The 14675-nt window shown below is 62.7% G+C and carries 15 protein-coding genes; 10 read left to right on the top strand and 5 right to left on the bottom strand.

What is annotated here, in order from left to right:
• Positions 1-70: 70 nt before the first annotated feature.
• The 3 genes from ftsH (at position 71) to glmM (ending at position 4361) form a co-directional block, all read left to right on the top strand.
• Positions 71-1990, top strand: coding sequence for an ATP-dependent zinc metalloprotease FtsH (gene ftsH / locus BI343_RS06905; RefSeq protein ID WP_043621836.1), 1920 nt, complete (start codon positions 71-73; stop codon positions 1988-1990).
• Between the two features lie 98 nt (positions 1991-2088).
• Positions 2089-2925 carry a dihydropteroate synthase gene (gene folP / locus BI343_RS06900; protein WP_071109166.1) on the top strand — a complete coding sequence of 279 codons (837 nt, stop codon included), beginning with the start codon at positions 2089-2091 and terminating at the stop codon, positions 2923-2925.
• 98 nt (positions 2926-3023) lie between these two features.
• Complete coding sequence (gene glmM, locus BI343_RS06895; RefSeq protein ID WP_071109165.1) at positions 3024-4361, top strand: phosphoglucosamine mutase; 1338 nt, start codon at positions 3024-3026, stop codon at positions 4359-4361.
• Positions 4362-4428: 67 nt separating this feature from the next.
• On the opposite strand, the gene alr is transcribed toward glmM, so the two are convergent.
• On the bottom strand, positions 4429-5502 hold the full coding sequence (gene alr / locus BI343_RS06890; RefSeq protein ID WP_071109164.1) for an alanine racemase: 1074 nt from the start codon (positions 5500-5502) through the stop codon (positions 4429-4431).
• A gap of 111 nt (positions 5503-5613) precedes the next feature.
• On the opposite strand from alr, the gene BI343_RS06885 reads away from it, so the two are divergent.
• Entirely contained in the window at positions 5614-6231 is a 618-nt protein-coding gene (locus BI343_RS06885) for a DedA family protein (RefSeq protein WP_043621823.1), read from the top strand.
• Between the two features lie 67 nt (positions 6232-6298).
• Here the strand turns inward: BI343_RS06885 and BI343_RS06880 are convergent, their stop codons facing one another.
• Positions 6299-6625 (bottom strand): FKBP-type peptidyl-prolyl cis-trans isomerase, encoded by a 327-nt coding sequence (locus BI343_RS06880; protein ID WP_071109163.1) that lies wholly within the window; start codon positions 6623-6625, stop codon positions 6299-6301.
• Positions 6626-6763: 138 nt separating this feature from the next.
• On the opposite strand from BI343_RS06880, the gene BI343_RS06875 reads away from it, so the two are divergent.
• Both BI343_RS06875 and BI343_RS06870 read left to right on the top strand, forming a co-directional pair.
• Positions 6764-7561 carry a DUF2189 domain-containing protein gene (locus BI343_RS06875; protein ID WP_043621817.1) on the top strand — a complete coding sequence of 266 codons (798 nt, stop codon included), beginning with the start codon at positions 6764-6766 and terminating at the stop codon, positions 7559-7561.
• Between the two features lie 10 nt (positions 7562-7571).
• Complete coding sequence (locus tag BI343_RS06870; RefSeq protein WP_071109162.1) at positions 7572-8522, top strand: D-2-hydroxyacid dehydrogenase; 951 nt, start codon at positions 7572-7574, stop codon at positions 8520-8522.
• A 56-nt stretch (positions 8523-8578) separates the two neighbouring features.
• On the opposite strand, the gene BI343_RS06865 is transcribed toward BI343_RS06870, so the two are convergent.
• The gene (locus BI343_RS06865; RefSeq protein WP_199154701.1) at positions 8579-9058 is read right to left on the bottom strand and encodes a DUF1841 family protein; all 480 of its coding nucleotides are present in this window, start codon (positions 9056-9058) and stop codon (positions 8579-8581) included.
• 125 nt (positions 9059-9183) lie between these two features.
• Between BI343_RS06865 and BI343_RS06860 the strand changes: the two genes are divergently transcribed.
• A complete protein-coding gene (locus tag BI343_RS06860; RefSeq protein WP_071109161.1) occupies positions 9184-9663 on the top strand; it encodes a glutathione peroxidase in 480 nt (159 codons plus the stop codon).
• Between the two features lie 60 nt (positions 9664-9723).
• On the opposite strand, the gene trmB is transcribed toward BI343_RS06860, so the two are convergent.
• Positions 9724-10404, bottom strand: coding sequence for a tRNA (guanosine(46)-N7)-methyltransferase TrmB (trmB, locus tag BI343_RS06855; RefSeq protein ID WP_071109160.1), 681 nt, complete (start codon positions 10402-10404; stop codon positions 9724-9726).
• A gap of 37 nt (positions 10405-10441) precedes the next feature.
• Entirely contained in the window at positions 10442-11359 is a 918-nt protein-coding gene (locus tag BI343_RS06850) for an NAD(P)H-binding protein (protein WP_071109194.1), read from the bottom strand.
• Between the two features lie 39 nt (positions 11360-11398).
• Here BI343_RS06850 and BI343_RS06845 point away from each other — a divergent pair, with 39 nt between their 5' ends.
• The 3 genes from BI343_RS06845 to arcD all read left to right on the top strand — a co-directional run bounded on the left by BI343_RS06845 (position 11399) and on the right by arcD (position 14627).
• On the top strand, positions 11399-12427 hold the full coding sequence (locus BI343_RS06845; protein WP_043621805.1) for a CDP-6-deoxy-delta-3,4-glucoseen reductase: 1029 nt from the start codon (positions 11399-11401) through the stop codon (positions 12425-12427).
• 165 nt (positions 12428-12592) lie between these two features.
• Positions 12593-12724: a DUF3149 domain-containing protein gene (locus tag BI343_RS19580; protein WP_106077621.1), complete on the top strand. Its 132-nt coding sequence runs from the start codon at positions 12593-12595 to the stop codon at positions 12722-12724.
• Positions 12725-13175: 451 nt separating this feature from the next.
• On the top strand, positions 13176-14627 hold the full coding sequence (gene arcD / locus BI343_RS06840; protein WP_071109193.1) for an arginine-ornithine antiporter: 1452 nt from the start codon (positions 13176-13178) through the stop codon (positions 14625-14627).
• Positions 14628-14675 lie beyond the last annotated feature (48 nt).

The raw sequence follows: 14675 nt of genomic DNA, 5'->3' as shown, positions 1-14675 counted from the left end.
GAGCGTACAATCGTAGCCATTTAACGTACAAGCAACCAATAAAGTCAGGGCACAGAGGAGTCCGCTACTCGTGAACAATATCGGCAAAAACATCGCCATCTGGGTGATCATCGGCTTGGTGCTGATGACGGTGTTCAATCAGTTCAGCAAGCGCCAGGACACCCAGAACCAGCTCGAATACTCGCAGTTTGTCAGCGATGTCGAGTCCGGCAAGGTGCAGTCCCTGACCATAGAAGGTCATCCGCTGCGCGGCCAGTGGCTGAAAGGCAAGCTGACCGACGGCACCGCCTTCTCCACTTTCGCTCCGTACGATCCCCAACTGGTGGACGACCTGATCAAGAACAATGTGCGCTTCTCCGCCAAGCCGGAGGAGGAGCCGTCCATGCTGATGAGCATCTTCATCAGCTGGTTCCCGATGCTGCTGTTGATCGGCGTGTGGGTGTTCTTCATGCGCCAGATGCAAGGCGGTGGCAAGGGTGGCGCGTTCTCCTTCGGCAAGAGCAAGGCGCGCATGCTGGACCAGGACGCGAACACCGTGATGTTCGCCGACGTGGCCGGCTGCGACGAGGCCAAGGAAGAAGTGAAGGAAATCGTCGATTACCTGCGCGATCCTTCCCGCTACCAGAGCCTGGGCGGCCGCATTCCGCGCGGCATCCTGCTGGCCGGCTCGCCGGGCACCGGTAAGACGTTGCTGGCCAAGGCCATCGCCGGCGAAGCCAAGGTGCCGTTCTTCAGCATCTCCGGCTCCGACTTCGTCGAAATGTTCGTCGGCGTCGGCGCGGCGCGCGTGCGCGACATGTTCGAGCAGGCCAAGAAGAACTCTCCGTGCATCATCTTCATCGACGAAATCGACGCGGTCGGCCGCCAGCGCGGCGCCGGCCTCGGCGGCGGCAACGACGAGCGCGAGCAGACGCTGAACCAGCTCTTGGTGGAAATGGACGGCTTCGACACCAATTCCACTGTGATCGTGATCGCCGCCACCAACCGTCCGGACGTGCTGGACCCGGCGCTGCAGCGCCCGGGCCGCTTCGACCGCCAGGTGATCGTGCCGCTGCCGGATATCCGCGGCCGCGAGCAAATCCTCAACGTGCACATGCGCAAGGTGCCGATCGCCGCCGACGTCAACGCCGAGGTGATCGCGCGCGGCACGCCGGGCTTCTCCGGCGCCGACCTCGCCAACCTGATCAACGAAGCCGCGCTGTTCGCCGCCCGCCGCAACAAGCGTCTGGTGGACATGGAAGACCTGGAGTCCGCCAAGGACAAGATCATGATGGGCGCCGAGCGTCGCAGCATGGTGATGACCGAGGAAGAGAAGCGCAACACCGCTTACCACGAGTCCGGCCACGCCGTCGTCGCCAAGCTGCTGCCGAAGTCCGACCCGGTGCACAAGGTCACCATCATCCCGCGCGGCCGCGCGCTGGGCGTGACCATGCAGCTGCCGGAGCAGGACCGCTTCGCCTATGACCGCGGCTACCTGATGGACCGTCTGGCCATCCTGTTCGGCGGCCGTATCGCCGAAGAGCTGTTCATGAACCAGATGACCACCGGCGCCAGCAACGACTTCGAGCGCGCGACGCAGATGGCGCGCGACATGGTCACCCGCTACGGCATGTCCGACAAACTGGGCCCGATGGTCTACGGCGAGAACGAGGGTGAAGTTTTCCTCGGCCGCTCCATCACCACCCACAAGAACCTGTCGGAAGCTACGCTGCAACAAGTGGACGCCGAAATCCGCCGCATCATCGACGAGCAGTACGCGCTGGCGCGCCGCCTGCTGGAAGAGAACCGCGACAAGGTGGAGGCCATGACCGCCGCCCTGCTGGAGTGGGAAACCATAGACGCCGAGCAGATCAACGACATCATGGACGGCAAGCCGCCGCGTCCGCCCAAGCCGGGCTCGGGTTTTGCCGCCAAGCCGGAAGCCAAGCCGGCGGAGCCCGCCGAGCCGTCCGCTTCGTCCGCCACATCGGATCCAGCGCAGGAAGTCTGACCCCGTCTCTGTCTCCAACCGGGCAAGCCTTAAGGGGCTTGCCCGGTTTTGCATTACTGCCCGCTGTTTTGTCAGGGTATCTGGAACGCGAGATTAAGATGAAAACCTTGTTGTGCGGGCGTTTCACGCTCGATCTGTCCCATCCGCTGGTGATGGGCATCCTGAATGTCACGCCGGATTCGTTCTCCGACGGCGGCCGTTTCAACCGTCTGGAAGACGCCTTGCGCCGCGCGGAGGCGATGTTGGCCGAAGGCGCGGACATTCTGGACATCGGCGGCGAATCGACGCGTCCTGGCGCGCCTTTCGTCAGCCCGCAGGAAGAAATGTCGCGCGTGCTGCCGGCGCTGGAGAAACTGCGCGATCTCGGCGCGCCGCTGTCGCTGGACACCCGCCGCGCCGAAGTGATGCGCGAGGCGCTGGCTCTGGATGCGGTGGACCTGATCAACGATGTATCGGCGCTGGAGGATGAGGGCGCGCTGCAGGTGGCGGCGCAAAGCCAGGCTGCCATTTGCCTGATGCACAAGCAGGGCAATCCGGACACCATGCAGGACAAGCCAGCCTATGGCGACGTGGTGGCGGAGGTGGCGGAGTATTTGAAACGGCGCGCGCAGCTATGCCTGGATGCGGGCATCGCCCGCGAAAGGCTGCTGGTTGATCCGGGTTTCGGCTTCGGCAAAACGCTGGAACATAATCTGGCGCTGCTCAAGCGTCTGGATGAAGTGGAGCGCATCGCCGGCGCCCCGCTGCTCGTGGGGCTATCGCGCAAGGCCATGCTGGGCGCGATCACCGGCGAGGCCGAACCTGCGGAACGCCTGGGCGCCAGCGTGGCGGCCGCGTTGGAGGCGGCGCGGCGAGGCGCGGCGGTGATCCGCGTGCACGACGTCAAGGCGACGCGCCAGGCCTTGCAGCTATGGCAGGCGCTGCGGGAATCTTGATCTGAAACTGGTTTTCACGCTGGGCTTGATGGCAAAATACCGTCTGGATTGACCGGAACGGTCTGAATATCGGTCCCCAACCGAAGATAGAGAACATAATGAGTCGCAAATATTTCGGCACCGATGGCGTGCGCGGCGAGGTCGGCAAGTTTCCGATCACCCCAGAATTCGTGATGAAGCTCGGCTATGCCGCCGGGCGCGTGTTGGTCGATCATGACAAGGACAGCCGTCCGACCGTGCTGATCGGCAAGGATACCCGCATCTCCGGCTACATGCTGGAGGCCGCGCTACAGGCCGGCTTCACCGCCGCCGGCGTGAACGTTTTGCTGACCGGTCCGCTGCCGACGCCGGGCATCGCCTACCTGACCCGCGCGCTGCGCCTGGAGGCCGGCGTGGTGATCTCGGCATCGCACAACCCCTTCCACGATAACGGCATCAAGTTCTTCGCAGAGGGCGGCAACAAGCTCGACGACGCGCTGGAACTGGAAATCGAAGCGATGCTGGATCAGCCTATGGCTACCAACGCCTCGCTGGAGCTGGGCCGCGCCCGCCGCATCGAAGGCGCCGCCGACCGCTACATCGAATTCTGCAAGAGCACCTTCCCCAACGAGATGAGCCTGAAGGGCTTGAAGCTGGTAGTCGATTGCGCCAATGGCGCCACCTACCACATCGCGCCCAAGGTGTTCCATGAGCTGGGCGCCGAGCTGGTGGAAATCGGTTGCGAGCCCAACGGCTACAACATCAACGAGCGCGTCGGCGCGACGTATCCCAAGACGCTGCAGATGGCGGTGCTGGAGCATCAGGCCGACTTCGGCATCGCGCTGGACGGCGACGGCGACCGGCTGATCATGGTGGACGCGGCGGGCCGCGTCTACGACGGCGACCAACTGATCTACGTCATCGCCAAGGCCCGCGCGGCCTGCGGCGCGCTGAAGGGCGGCGTGGTCGGCACGGTGATGACCAATATGGCGATGGAACTGGCGCTGCAGAAGCAAGGCGTGCCGTTCGGCCGCGCCAAGGTAGGCGACCGCTACGTGCTGGAAATGCTGCATGCCGACGGCTGGCAGGTGGGCGGCGAGGCGTCCGGCCACATCCTGTGCCTGGACAAGCACAGCACCGGCGACGGCATCATCTCCAGCCTGCAGGTGTTGGCCGCGGTGCAGCAACTGGGCATGAGCCTGGCCGAGATCTGCGCCGACTGGCAACCATTCCCGCAGACGCTGATCAATGTGCGCCATAACGGTTGCGACTGGAAGGCCGCCGCCGCCGCGCCGCTGGCCGAAGCCGAGGCCGCGCTGCATGGCCGCGGCCGCGTCGTCTTGCGTCCGTCCGGCACCGAGCCCGTGGTGCGCGTGATGGTGGAAGCCGACGACAAGACACTGGCCGATACTTGGGCCAGCGCCATCGCCAAGGCGATCGAGGCGGTGGTGGTCTGATTCTGTCTGTCTCAGCAGAAAAAATGCCAACTCTCGGGTTGGCATTTTTTTTGATCTTGCGCCGCGCTCAATCCTTCAACAGCCGCGGCACCCGCGGCATGACCGCGCTCATCAGCTCGTAGCTGATGGTGCCGGCGCAGGCGGCCACTTTTTCAATCGGCACTTGCGGGCCCCACAGCTCGACGCGGCTGCCGATGCCGGCTTGCGGCAGGTGGCTCAGGTCGACTGCCAACATGTCCATCGATACCCGACCGACGGTGGCGCTGGCCTTTCCATCCACCGCCACCGGCGTGCCGTTGGCGGCGATGCGCGGGTAGCCGTCGGCATAGCCGCAGGCGGCGATGCCGATGCGCATGGGGCGGTCTGCGATGAAGCGGCGGCCATAGCCGACGGCGTCGCCGGCTTGCAGCTGCTGCACGCCTATGATGTCTGCGGACAGCGTCATCGCCGGCTTCAGGCCAAGCTCGGCGCCGGTGGCGTCTTCGAACGGCGAAGCGCCGTACAGCACGATGCCGGGACGGCCGATGTCGCCGTGGGTGTGCGGGTGGCGCAACAGGGCGGCCGAGTTGGCGGCGCTGACCGGCAGGCCGCTTTGCGCGGCGATGGGCGCGAAGTGGGCCCATTGCTCGGCCACGCCGTAATCGTCGTCGGCGCTGGCGAAGTGGGTCATGATCGCCGCGGGGCGGACCATGGGCAGGGCGCGCAAGCTCGCCAGCGCGTCGTGGGCCTGTTGCGGGCGGAAACCCAGCCGATTCATGCCGCTGTTGACCTTCAGCCACGCCTCGACTGGGCGTTCGGCGGAACCTTTGGCCAGCCAGGCTATCTGTTCTTGTGAATGGACGGCGCCGCCGATGCGGTAGCCGCCCATTGCCGCGGCTTCGGCCGCGTCGAACGGACCTTCCAGCAATACGATGGGTTGATCGATGCCTGCATCGCGCAAGCGCGCCGCGTCTTCGAAATTGAGCAGGGCAAAACCGTCGGCCAAGTCGGCCAACGTCTTTGCTGTGTCCAATACACCATGGCCGTAGGCGTCGGCCTTGATCACGGCGAACAGCTTGCGGGCTTGGGCATGCTGGCGGGTAAACAGAAAATTGTGGCGAATGGCCGAGAGGGAGATTTCCAGCCGGATAGGACGAGTCATGTCAAGAAAGCGTGAAGGGGAGGTGTGCTATTATACACCCCCGTGCTTGGACTTTAGCCGACCTGCCGCCGCCATGTCGCCCTGACTTGATCGCCGACAGACGGAACAACGATGGATACTCTGCAGATACTTTTAGACTTCTTCACCGGCTACGGATATGTCGCCGTGTTCGCGGTGCTGCTGGTTTGCGGGTTTGGCGTGCCGATTCCGGAAGACATCACCCTGGTTGCCGGCGGCGTGATTTCCGGCCTGGGTTACACCAATGTGCACTATATGTTCGTGGTCGGCATGGCCGGCGTGCTGGTCGGCGACGGCTGCATGTTCATGGCTGGGCGCATCTTCGGCGAAAAAGTGCTGCGCTTCAAACCCATCTCCCGCATCCTGACGCAGGAGCGCTTCGAGGCGGTGCAGGAAAAATTCGAGAAATACGGCAACTGGGTGCTGTTTGTCGCCCGCTTCCTGCCGGGGCTGCGTTCCCCCATCTTCATCACGGCCGGCATGACCCGTCGCGTGCCTTATTGGCGCTTCCTGTTGATGGATGGCTTCGCCGCGCTGATCTCGGTGCCGGTATGGGTCTATCTGGGCTACTACGGCGCGGCCAACCGCGACTGGCTGATGATGATGGTGCATAGAGGCCAGGCCGGCATCCTGAGCGTAGTGGCCTTGCTGCTGCTGGGGGTGGGTTTTGTATGGTACCGCCGCCGCCGCATGGCTTGCGTCAAAAAATAAGCGCATTTTCGTCCAAAGAAAAAGGCCGTCTCCAATGAGATGGCCTTTTTGCTGGCTGCGGCGCCGCTTAACCCACCTGCAGCAGCTCCACTTCGAATACCAGCGTGGCGTGCGGCGGGATCACGCCGCCGGCGCCGCGCGCGCCGTAGCCGAGTTCGGACGGGATGGTCAGCTTGCGCTTGCCGCCGACTTTCATGCCCTGAACACCCTGGTCCCAACCCTTGATCACGTAACCGGCGCCCAGCGGGAAGCTGAACGGCTGCATGCGATCCTTGCTGGAGTCGAACTTGGTGCCGTCGGTCAGCCAGCCGGTGTAATGCACGGTGACTTCCTGTCCTGCCACGGCTTCGGCGCCTTCGCCGAGTGCCAGTTCTTCGATGATCAATTCGCTCATGCTGATTCCTTCACGCAAATGGTTGCAACTCGGCGATTGTAGCAGCCGGCCGCCGGCTTTGTGTTTTCCCGTGCTTGGCATATAACGAAATTCAGGCCTCGTTACCTGTAATCTTTATGCAACCCAAGGGGGTGTGCCATGGATGTGCTACATCACGATCATGATCATGAAACGCCACAGGTGCGCCCGGTGCCGCGCAAGGTGGAGCCGGCGCAAGCCCTGCAGTGGTTGCGCAAGGGCTTCCGCGACTTCCAGAAGGCCCCTGCCGATTGCCTGTTCTATGGCGCGATATTCGTGCTGATGGGGTATTTGCTGGGGGCTTATGTCGATCAGGCGCCGGAGCTGGTGATTACTTTCGCCACCATTTTCCTGCTCGCCGGCCCGTTTCTGGCCATCGGCCTGTACGACATCGCCAAGCAGATGGAAGCGTTTGATGGCCACGGTAGGGTCAAGCTGCTGCACAGCGTGACCTCTTGGCGCGTCAACATGCCTGGTTTCAGCCTCTATGCCGTGTTGCTGGCCGTGTTGGTGTTCGGATGGTTTCGCGTGTCTTTATTGATGTTCGCGCTGTTCTACGACACAGCCGCGCTGCCGAATCTGAACGAGATCGTCGCCGATGCTTTCCACGCCGAAAATCTGGAATTCCTGATCGCCTATTTCGCCGTCGGTTTCTTGTTCGCCCAGTTGGTGTTCTCGGTCAGCGTGGTATCGATACCGCTGTTGCTGGACAAGGATGTGGATGCCGTCACCTCCATGATCGCCAGCGTGCGGGCGGTGTACCGCAATGTGCTGACGATGGGCGTGTGGGCCGCTATCATTGTGGCGATGACGGTGGTGGGTTTCGCCACCTATTATCTGGGCCTGATCATCATCATGCCGGTGCTGGCGCTGGCCAGCTGGCATGCCTATCGGGATTTGATCACCTTCGAGCGATGACCGCCACGCAATGACTCTCAACGTCGTGTTTCTTGACCGGGACAGCCTGCCTGTCCCGGTTCCCGTTTTCAGCTTTCCCGCCCATTATCGCGAATATCCCGCCACTTCGCTTGAACAGATCGTCGATCATGCCATCGAGGCCGATATCGTCATCAGCAACAAGGTGCGGCTGTCGCGCGAGACCATCGCCCGGCTGCCGCGCCTTAAGCTGATCGCCATCGCCGCCACCGGCTATAACCACGTCGATCTGGAAGCCTGCTGCGAGCGCGGCGTCGCGGTGTGCAATATCCGTCACTATGGCGACCATACCGTCGCCGAGCACGCCCTGACGCTGATGCTGGCGTTGATGAAGAATCTGCCGGCCTACCAGCGCGACGTCGCCGCCGGCGTATGGAGCCAGGCCAAGCAGTTCTGCCATTTCGGCGCGCCCATCCGCGAGATGCGCGGCGCGGTGCTGGGCATTGTCGGCTCCGGCGGCATCGGTAGCCAGCTGGCGGGCATGGCGCGGGCCTTTGGCATGGAGGTGCTGTTTGCCGAGCGCAAAGGCTTGGCGCAGGCGAGGGAGGGCCGGACGCCGTTCGGCGAGGTGCTGGCGCGCGCCGACGTGATCTCGCTGCACTGCCCCTTGACCGATGAGACGCGCGGCCTGATCGCCCAGCCGGAGCTGATGGCGATGAAGCCCGGCGCCATCCTGATCAATACCGCGCGCGGCGGCCTGGTGGACGAGGCCGATCTGGTGGCAGCCCTGAAGTACGGCCAACTCGGGGGCGCCGGCTTCGACGTGCTGAGCGTGGAGCCGCCCGCGCTGGACAATCCGCTGTTGAAGGCCAGGTTGCCGAATCTGATCGTCACGCCGCACGTCGGCTGGGCCAGCGGCGAGGCGATGCGCCGCTTGGCGGCGCAGCTGGCGGACAACATCGAGGCCTTTGTCCGCGGCGAGCCGGCCAACCGTCTGGCGTGACGGTGGGGCTACGAGCCTGTTGATGCGAGTTGGATGTTAAGCGCCGCGGGCAGGCTTTAATCCGGGATATCGTTGGGATTGACCCGCGGCTGCTCTTCTTCGCCCATGCCCAGCTTGCCGCGCACGCAGGAAATGTAGCGGTTGACGTCCGGTCCGCCGCCATAGCGCTGGGCATGCCAGATCATCTCGCCCAGGCACTCCATCAACTCATGCTGAGCGCGGTGTTCGTCGCCGTGGCGCAGCGCCAGCTGGGCATACAAGGCGCGGATGCCGAAGGGCTGATCGATGGAGCGCTGCTCGGCGATGGCCACGTGCAGGCCCAGATGCAGGAAGGGATTAGTCTCCCCCATGTCCGGCGTCCACTCTTGCTCCATGAAGGCATCAGGATTTTCCAGGATGGGATGATACTCCGGGTGGTCTATAAGAATGGATAGGACGATTTGTTCCAGATCGGACAAGGGCTGGCCGGACTTGGACTTGCTCCAGGTGTCGAAGAAGAAACGGCGGGCGTCCTGGCGGCTGGGGTTGAACAACATCGGTGAAGACCTCGGGCGGTAACGGAGCGGATGGCGGCGTGATCGCGTCGCGGCATCCGGCTCAGGAATCAGGGTCGCAGGCGGCTGCCTTGCAGGCTGCGGCATTATACGGGACGGAGGATGCCATGACCACGCTCTACGATTTTAGCGCGAAGCGGGCGGACGGCGCCGAACAGGCGCTTTCCGCCTACGCGGGCACCGTGGCCTTGTTGGTGAATACCGCCAGCGAATGCGGCTATACCCGGCAATATGCCGGACTGCAGGAGCTGCACGATTATTTTTCCGGGCAGGGCTTCAGCGTGCTCGGCTTCCCTTGCAATCAATTTGGCGGCCAGGAGCCGGGCGGCGAGGAGGAAATCGTCGCCTTTTGCCTGGGACGCTTCGGCGTGAGCTTTCCGCTGTTCGCCAAGTTGGAAGTCAATGGCGAAGCCGCCCACCCGCTGTGGCGCTGGCTGACCCAGGCCGATTCCGACCATCCTCATCCGGTCAAATGGAACTTCACCAAGTTTCTGATCGATGGCCGCGGCAGGGTGGTGAAGCGCTACGAACCGGCGGTGGAGCCGCATGAGCTGGTGGACGACATCAAGGCCTTGCTGGCGCGATAGGCCGCGCAAAAGGCAAACGACCCGCGTCGGCGGGTCGTTGCGGAGCGGTTCCGGACTGGCTTACTTGCGGCGGAAGATCACATCCCACACGCCGTGGCCCAGCTTGATGCCGCGCGCTTCGAACTTGGTCAGCGGGCGGTAGTCCGGGCGCGGCGCATAGCCGTCGGCCGTGTTTTCCAGATCGGCGTTGCCGTTCAGCACTTCCAGAATCTGGATGGCGTAGTCTTCCCAGTCTGTCGCCGCGTGGAAGTAGCCGCCGGGCTTCAGCTTGCTGGCCAGCTTGGCCACCAGCGGCACCTGGATCAGACGGCGTTTGTTGTGGCGTTTTTTATGCCACGGGTCCGGGAAGAAAATATGCACGCCGTCCAGGCAGCCGTCAGGCAGCATATTGTCCAGCACTTCCACCGCGTCGTGGCGCATCAGCCGCAGGTTGGTCAGTTCCTTTTCCGCGATCAGCTTGCACAGATTGCCGACGCCGGGGCCGTGCACTTCTATGCCCAGATAGTCCTTGTCCGGATTGGCCGCGGCGATTTCGGCTGTGGCGCCGCCCATGCCGAAGCCGATTTCCAGGATTTTCGGCGCGGCGCGGCCGAAGGCCTGTTCCAGGTCGATCGCCTCGGGGCGGTACTCAATGCCCCATTTGGGCATGCCTTCGTCCATGGCGCGTTGTTGCGCCGTGGACAAATGGCCCTGCCGCAGCACAAAGCTGCGTATCGAGCGTTTGAAATCCGGATTTTCCATTTTGCTGGCCTGCTGAAAACTCAAAAAAACCGCGATGTTACCGAATCTCGGCCTGGCTTGCGAGTATTGCCGCGCGCCGGGCCGAGTCTTGTCGCAATGCCGCCAGATAATCCAGCACGCTGGGCCAGCGCAGCGAGACGCCAAGCTCGCGCAGGACGCGGCGGTTGTCCAGCCGGCGCGACTCGCCCAGAAAAGACCATTGCTGCGGCGAAACGCTGGCCTTGACCGCTTCGCGCGGCAGCTGTGGCGGGCAGGGCAGGTCCAGCGTTTCGGCCAGCGCCCGATACCAGCGGCTGACCGGCAGCGGCTGCGCATCGCAGGCGTTGTAGACGCGTATGCCGTGGCGGCGCGACAAAGCCGCCACGCACAGCCGCGCCAGGTCGTCGGCGTGGATGTGGTTGCTCCAGCTGTCTTCGGCATCCGCGATCAACGGCGTTTGATTGAACAGGCGCGACAGCGGCAGCCTGTCGTCGGCGTAGATGCCGGGCGCGCGCAGTATGGTCAGCGCGCAGCCATGACGGATGGCGAAGCGGCGCAAGACCGCTTCGGCGTCGGCCCGTCGCCAGGCGCGCTCGTTGTGCGGCCGCAGCGGCGCGGTCTCATCCAGCCAGCGGCCTGCGGCGTCGCCATATACGCCGCTGGTGCTGATGTACACCCATTGCTGTGGTATGCTGTCCGCTTTTGCCAGCGTGTACAACAACTTGCGCATTCTCGGGTCGCTTTTGCCGCGAGGCGGAGGCGGGGCGGTCAGCAGCGCGGCGTCGGCCAAACCGGCCAGCCGCTTCAGGCTCGCGGCGTTGTCCAGATCGCCGAGCATAGGCTGGGCGCCCAGCGCGCGCCAGCGCGCGGCGGCTTCTTCTGTCCGGCAGAGGACCAATACCCGCCAGCAGCGCAGCAGCAGGGGGAGGGCGCGCCGGGCGACATCGCCGGCACCTATGATGAGCAAGGTAGGCATGGTGTGCATTTTAGCCAGAATTCAGGATTGAGATACGACATGACTTGCCAAGTGAAAGTGCTCCCGAGCGGGCATACATTCGGTGTGGAAGCGCACGAAACGATTCTTGAGGCCGCCCTGCGTCAGGGCGTGGGCCTGCCATACGGTTGTCGCGACGGCGCCTGCGGCGCTTGCAAAGGCAAGGTCGTGGAGGGCGAGGTCAGCCAGGACGGTTTCCAGGAAAAGGCCTTGACCTCGGCCGAGCAGGCTCAGGGCATGGCTTTGTTCTGCTGCGCGCGGCCGCAGGGCGATGTCAGCATCGAAGTGCGCGAAGTGACCGGCATGGGCGACATTCAGATCAAGACGCTGCCGTGTCGCGTGGAAAAGATCGAGAAAATCCACGACGTGGCGGTGCTGAAACTGAAGCTGCCGGTGTCGGAGCGTCTGCAGTTCCGCGCCGGCCAATACATTGATATTTTGATGAAGGATGGCAAGAAGCGCAGCTTCTCCATCGCCAATGCGCCGCACGACGATGCTTTCCTCGAACTGCATATCCGCCATCAGCCGGGCGGCTCGTTCTCCGAGTACGTGTTCCATCAGATGAAGGAGCGCGAGATCATGCGCTTCAAGGGGCCGATGGGATCGTTCTTCCTGCGCGAAGAGTCTGACAAGCCCATCGTCTTCATCGCCAGCGGCACCGGCTTCGCGCCGGTCAAGGGCATCATCGAGCATGCCATCCGGCATGGCATCACCCGGCCGATGGCTTTCTATTGGGGCGCCCGCACCAAGGCGGATTTGTACATGGCGGAATTGGCCGAAGGCTGGGCCGCCGCGCATCCTCACATCCAATATATCCCGGTGCTGTCGGAAGCCTTGCCGGAAGACAACTGGACGGGCCGCGCCGGCTTCGTCCACCAGGCGGTGTTGGAAGACTTCTCCGATCTGTCCGGGCACCAGGTGTACGCCTGCGGCGCGCCGGTGATGGTGGAGGCGGCGCACGGCACCTTCACGCGTGAGCGCGGCTTGCCGGAGGATGAGTTCTTTTCCGATGCCTTCTTCCTGGCCAAGGATATGGGCGGCGGAAAGTAGACAAGCTGCTGATCTGTATATGAAAAACCCCAGGCATAGCCCTGGGGTTTTTTGTTTGTCATGCCAGTGCGCATGGGATTGATATGGGTCAATTTCAATATCTGCAAAGTGGTTATTATGTCGTTGGCAAGGGCGCTAAGGCGCGGAACCTGCGAGGAGAACACGATGGAGTTGCTGACCCTGATGGTATCGGACGATGTGGGCCGCCTCAGTCTGTTGACGATAGTGGTGGCTACACTGGTAGTGATCGGCGCGGTTTGGGTGATCTTCAGGAACATCAACAAGCCGGGCAAGTAAGGATTCATTCCCGTAGTTTTGGCATTTCCTCTTGATGTGTGTGTTGGCGGATACGGTGGTGGGCCGTATCCGCCTTTTTTTTCTCCAGCCGCGTGGGGTAGCGCCTGCTATCCTTCAAGTCCATGATCGATTTGTAAATTTTCCTCAGTTTTTGCGCTGGATCATGTTATCCGCCATCCCGCCTTTTCTTTCCATTCAGACTTTCTATCTTGAATGTTGTCGCTGAGCCGGCCGCTGTTTTTATGACTTTCCGCCGTACCGCATGACGCCTTGTTGCAAGCTTTGGTCGCATCCGCCGTAGGTCGGCACTTTGTCCATCATGGGCGCTTGATGTAAGTCAATCGAGCCGCCGACTCGTCTGGAGACCCTGAATTAGCGGGGTATACCATAATTTCAGATGATAAGAATTTAATAATGAATAACGGTTTACATCCCTGATCGGAGAATGAAAATGTCTACTGAAACTGCAACCCAAGCCGGCGTGGCCGAGGGCGGATCGCCCAGGCTGAAGCTGGGCGCGCTGACGGCGCTGGTCGTCGGCTCCATGATAGGCGGCGGCATCTTCTCGCTGCCGCAGAACATGGCGGCCGGGGCGGGCGCCGGGGCCATCCTGATCGGCTGGGCCATCACCTTCGTCGGCATGCTGGCGTTGGCCTTCGTGTTCCAGATGCTGGCCTCGCGCAAACCGGAGGTGTCGGGCGGCGTCTACGGTTACGCCAAGGAGGGTTTCGGTGACTATATGGGCTTCAACTCGGCCTGGGGTTACTGGATTTCCGCCTGGATCGGCAATGTGTCTTACTTTGTGGTGATGTTCTCGGCCCTGGGCTTCTGGATTCCGGCCTTCGGCGACGGCAACACGCCCACCGCCATCATCTGCGCCTCCGTCGTGCTGTGGTGTCTGCACTTTCTGGTGCTGCGCGGCGTGCATGGCGCGGCCTTCATCAACACGGTCACCACGGTGGCCAAGCTGGTGCCGCTGGCATTGTTCATCGTGTTGATCATATTCGCCTTCAAGGTCGATACCTTCAATCTGGATTTCTGGGGCAACGCCAAGCTCGGCACGATTGTCGATCAAGTGAAGAGCACCATGCTGGTGACGGTGTGGGTGTTCATCGGCATCGAAGGCGCTTCGATGTTCTCCGGCCGCGCCGAAAGCATGAAGGATGTGGGCAAGGCGACCGTGATCGGCTTCCTGCTGACCATCGCGCTCCTGGTCGCCGTGTCGGTGCTGTCGCTGGGCGTGATGACCCAGCCGGAACTGGCCGCCTTGAAGAACCCGTCCACCGCCTATGTGCTGCAAAAGGCTTTCGGCACCTTCGGCGCCAACCTGATGAATGCCGGTCTGGTGATTTCGGTCGGCGGCGCCTTGTTGGCCTGGACCCTGCTGGCCGCCGAAGCGCCTTACCTCGCCGGCAAGGACGGCGTGATGCCCAAGGTGTTCGGCACCCTCAACGCCAATGAAACCCCGGCCGCCTCGCTGTGGCTGACCAATGGCTTGATCCAGCTGTTCCTGCTGATCACGCTGAAGAGCTCGGCCGGCTACCTCGCGCTGTTGTCGCTGGCTACTTCGATGATCCTGATTCCTTACCTGTTGTGCGCCGGCTACTCCTTGCTGGTGGCCAAGCGCGGCGAAGGCTACGCCCAGGGTGAAAGCACCGCCAAGGAATTCTGGACCGCCGCACTGGCCACAGTGTATGGCGCCTGGCTGATCTACGCCGCCGGTCCCAAATATCTGTTCCTGTCCATGGTGCTGTACGCGCCGGGCCTGCTGTTCTACCTGTGGGCCAAGAAAGAGCAGGGCCGGAAGCCGTTCAACCTGATAGAAGCCGTGCTGGCTGCCATCGTGGTGGTGCTGGCGGTGATCGCCGTCTACATGCTGGCGGTCGGTCAGATCGGTCTGTAAGCGAAAGATTTCGAAACCAGTCGTGGGGGCGGATCGCCCGCCCCTGAA

The organism is Chromobacterium amazonense (assembly GCF_001855565.1).
Classification (GTDB): Bacteria; Pseudomonadota; Gammaproteobacteria; order Burkholderiales; family Chromobacteriaceae; genus Chromobacterium; species Chromobacterium amazonense.
Note: the sequence above shows the minus strand (reverse complement) of the source record. Positions and strands in the feature narration are given on the sequence as shown.

Excerpts from the sequence above, each read along its gene's own strand:
- folP (WP_071109166.1), top strand. The coding sequence starts at position 2,089 with ATGAAAACCTTGTTGTGCGGGCGTTTCACGCTCGATCTGTCCCATCCG.
- glmM (WP_071109165.1), top strand. The coding sequence starts at position 3,024 with ATGAGTCGCAAATATTTCGGCACCGATGGCGTGCGCGGCGAGGTCGGC.
- alr (WP_071109164.1), bottom strand. The coding sequence starts at position 5,502 with ATGACTCGTCCTATCCGGCTGGAAATCTCCCTCTCGGCCATTCGCCAC.
- BI343_RS06885 (WP_043621823.1), top strand. The coding sequence starts at position 5,614 with ATGGATACTCTGCAGATACTTTTAGACTTCTTCACCGGCTACGGATAT.
- BI343_RS06880 (WP_071109163.1), bottom strand. The coding sequence starts at position 6,625 with ATGAGCGAATTGATCATCGAAGAACTGGCACTCGGCGAAGGCGCCGAA.
- BI343_RS06875 (WP_043621817.1), top strand. The coding sequence starts at position 6,764 with ATGGATGTGCTACATCACGATCATGATCATGAAACGCCACAGGTGCGC.
- BI343_RS06870 (WP_071109162.1), top strand. The coding sequence starts at position 7,572 with ATGACTCTCAACGTCGTGTTTCTTGACCGGGACAGCCTGCCTGTCCCG.
- BI343_RS06865 (WP_199154701.1), bottom strand. The coding sequence starts at position 9,058 with ATGTTGTTCAACCCCAGCCGCCAGGACGCCCGCCGTTTCTTCTTCGAC.
- BI343_RS06860 (WP_071109161.1), top strand. The coding sequence starts at position 9,184 with ATGACCACGCTCTACGATTTTAGCGCGAAGCGGGCGGACGGCGCCGAA.
- trmB (WP_071109160.1), bottom strand. The coding sequence starts at position 10,404 with ATGGAAAATCCGGATTTCAAACGCTCGATACGCAGCTTTGTGCTGCGG.
- BI343_RS06850 (WP_071109194.1), bottom strand. The coding sequence starts at position 11,359 with ATGCCTACCTTGCTCATCATAGGTGCCGGCGATGTCGCCCGGCGCGCC.
- BI343_RS06845 (WP_043621805.1), top strand. The coding sequence starts at position 11,399 with ATGACTTGCCAAGTGAAAGTGCTCCCGAGCGGGCATACATTCGGTGTG.
- BI343_RS19580 (WP_106077621.1), top strand. The coding sequence starts at position 12,593 with ATGGAGTTGCTGACCCTGATGGTATCGGACGATGTGGGCCGCCTCAGT.
- arcD (WP_071109193.1), top strand. The coding sequence starts at position 13,176 with ATGTCTACTGAAACTGCAACCCAAGCCGGCGTGGCCGAGGGCGGATCG.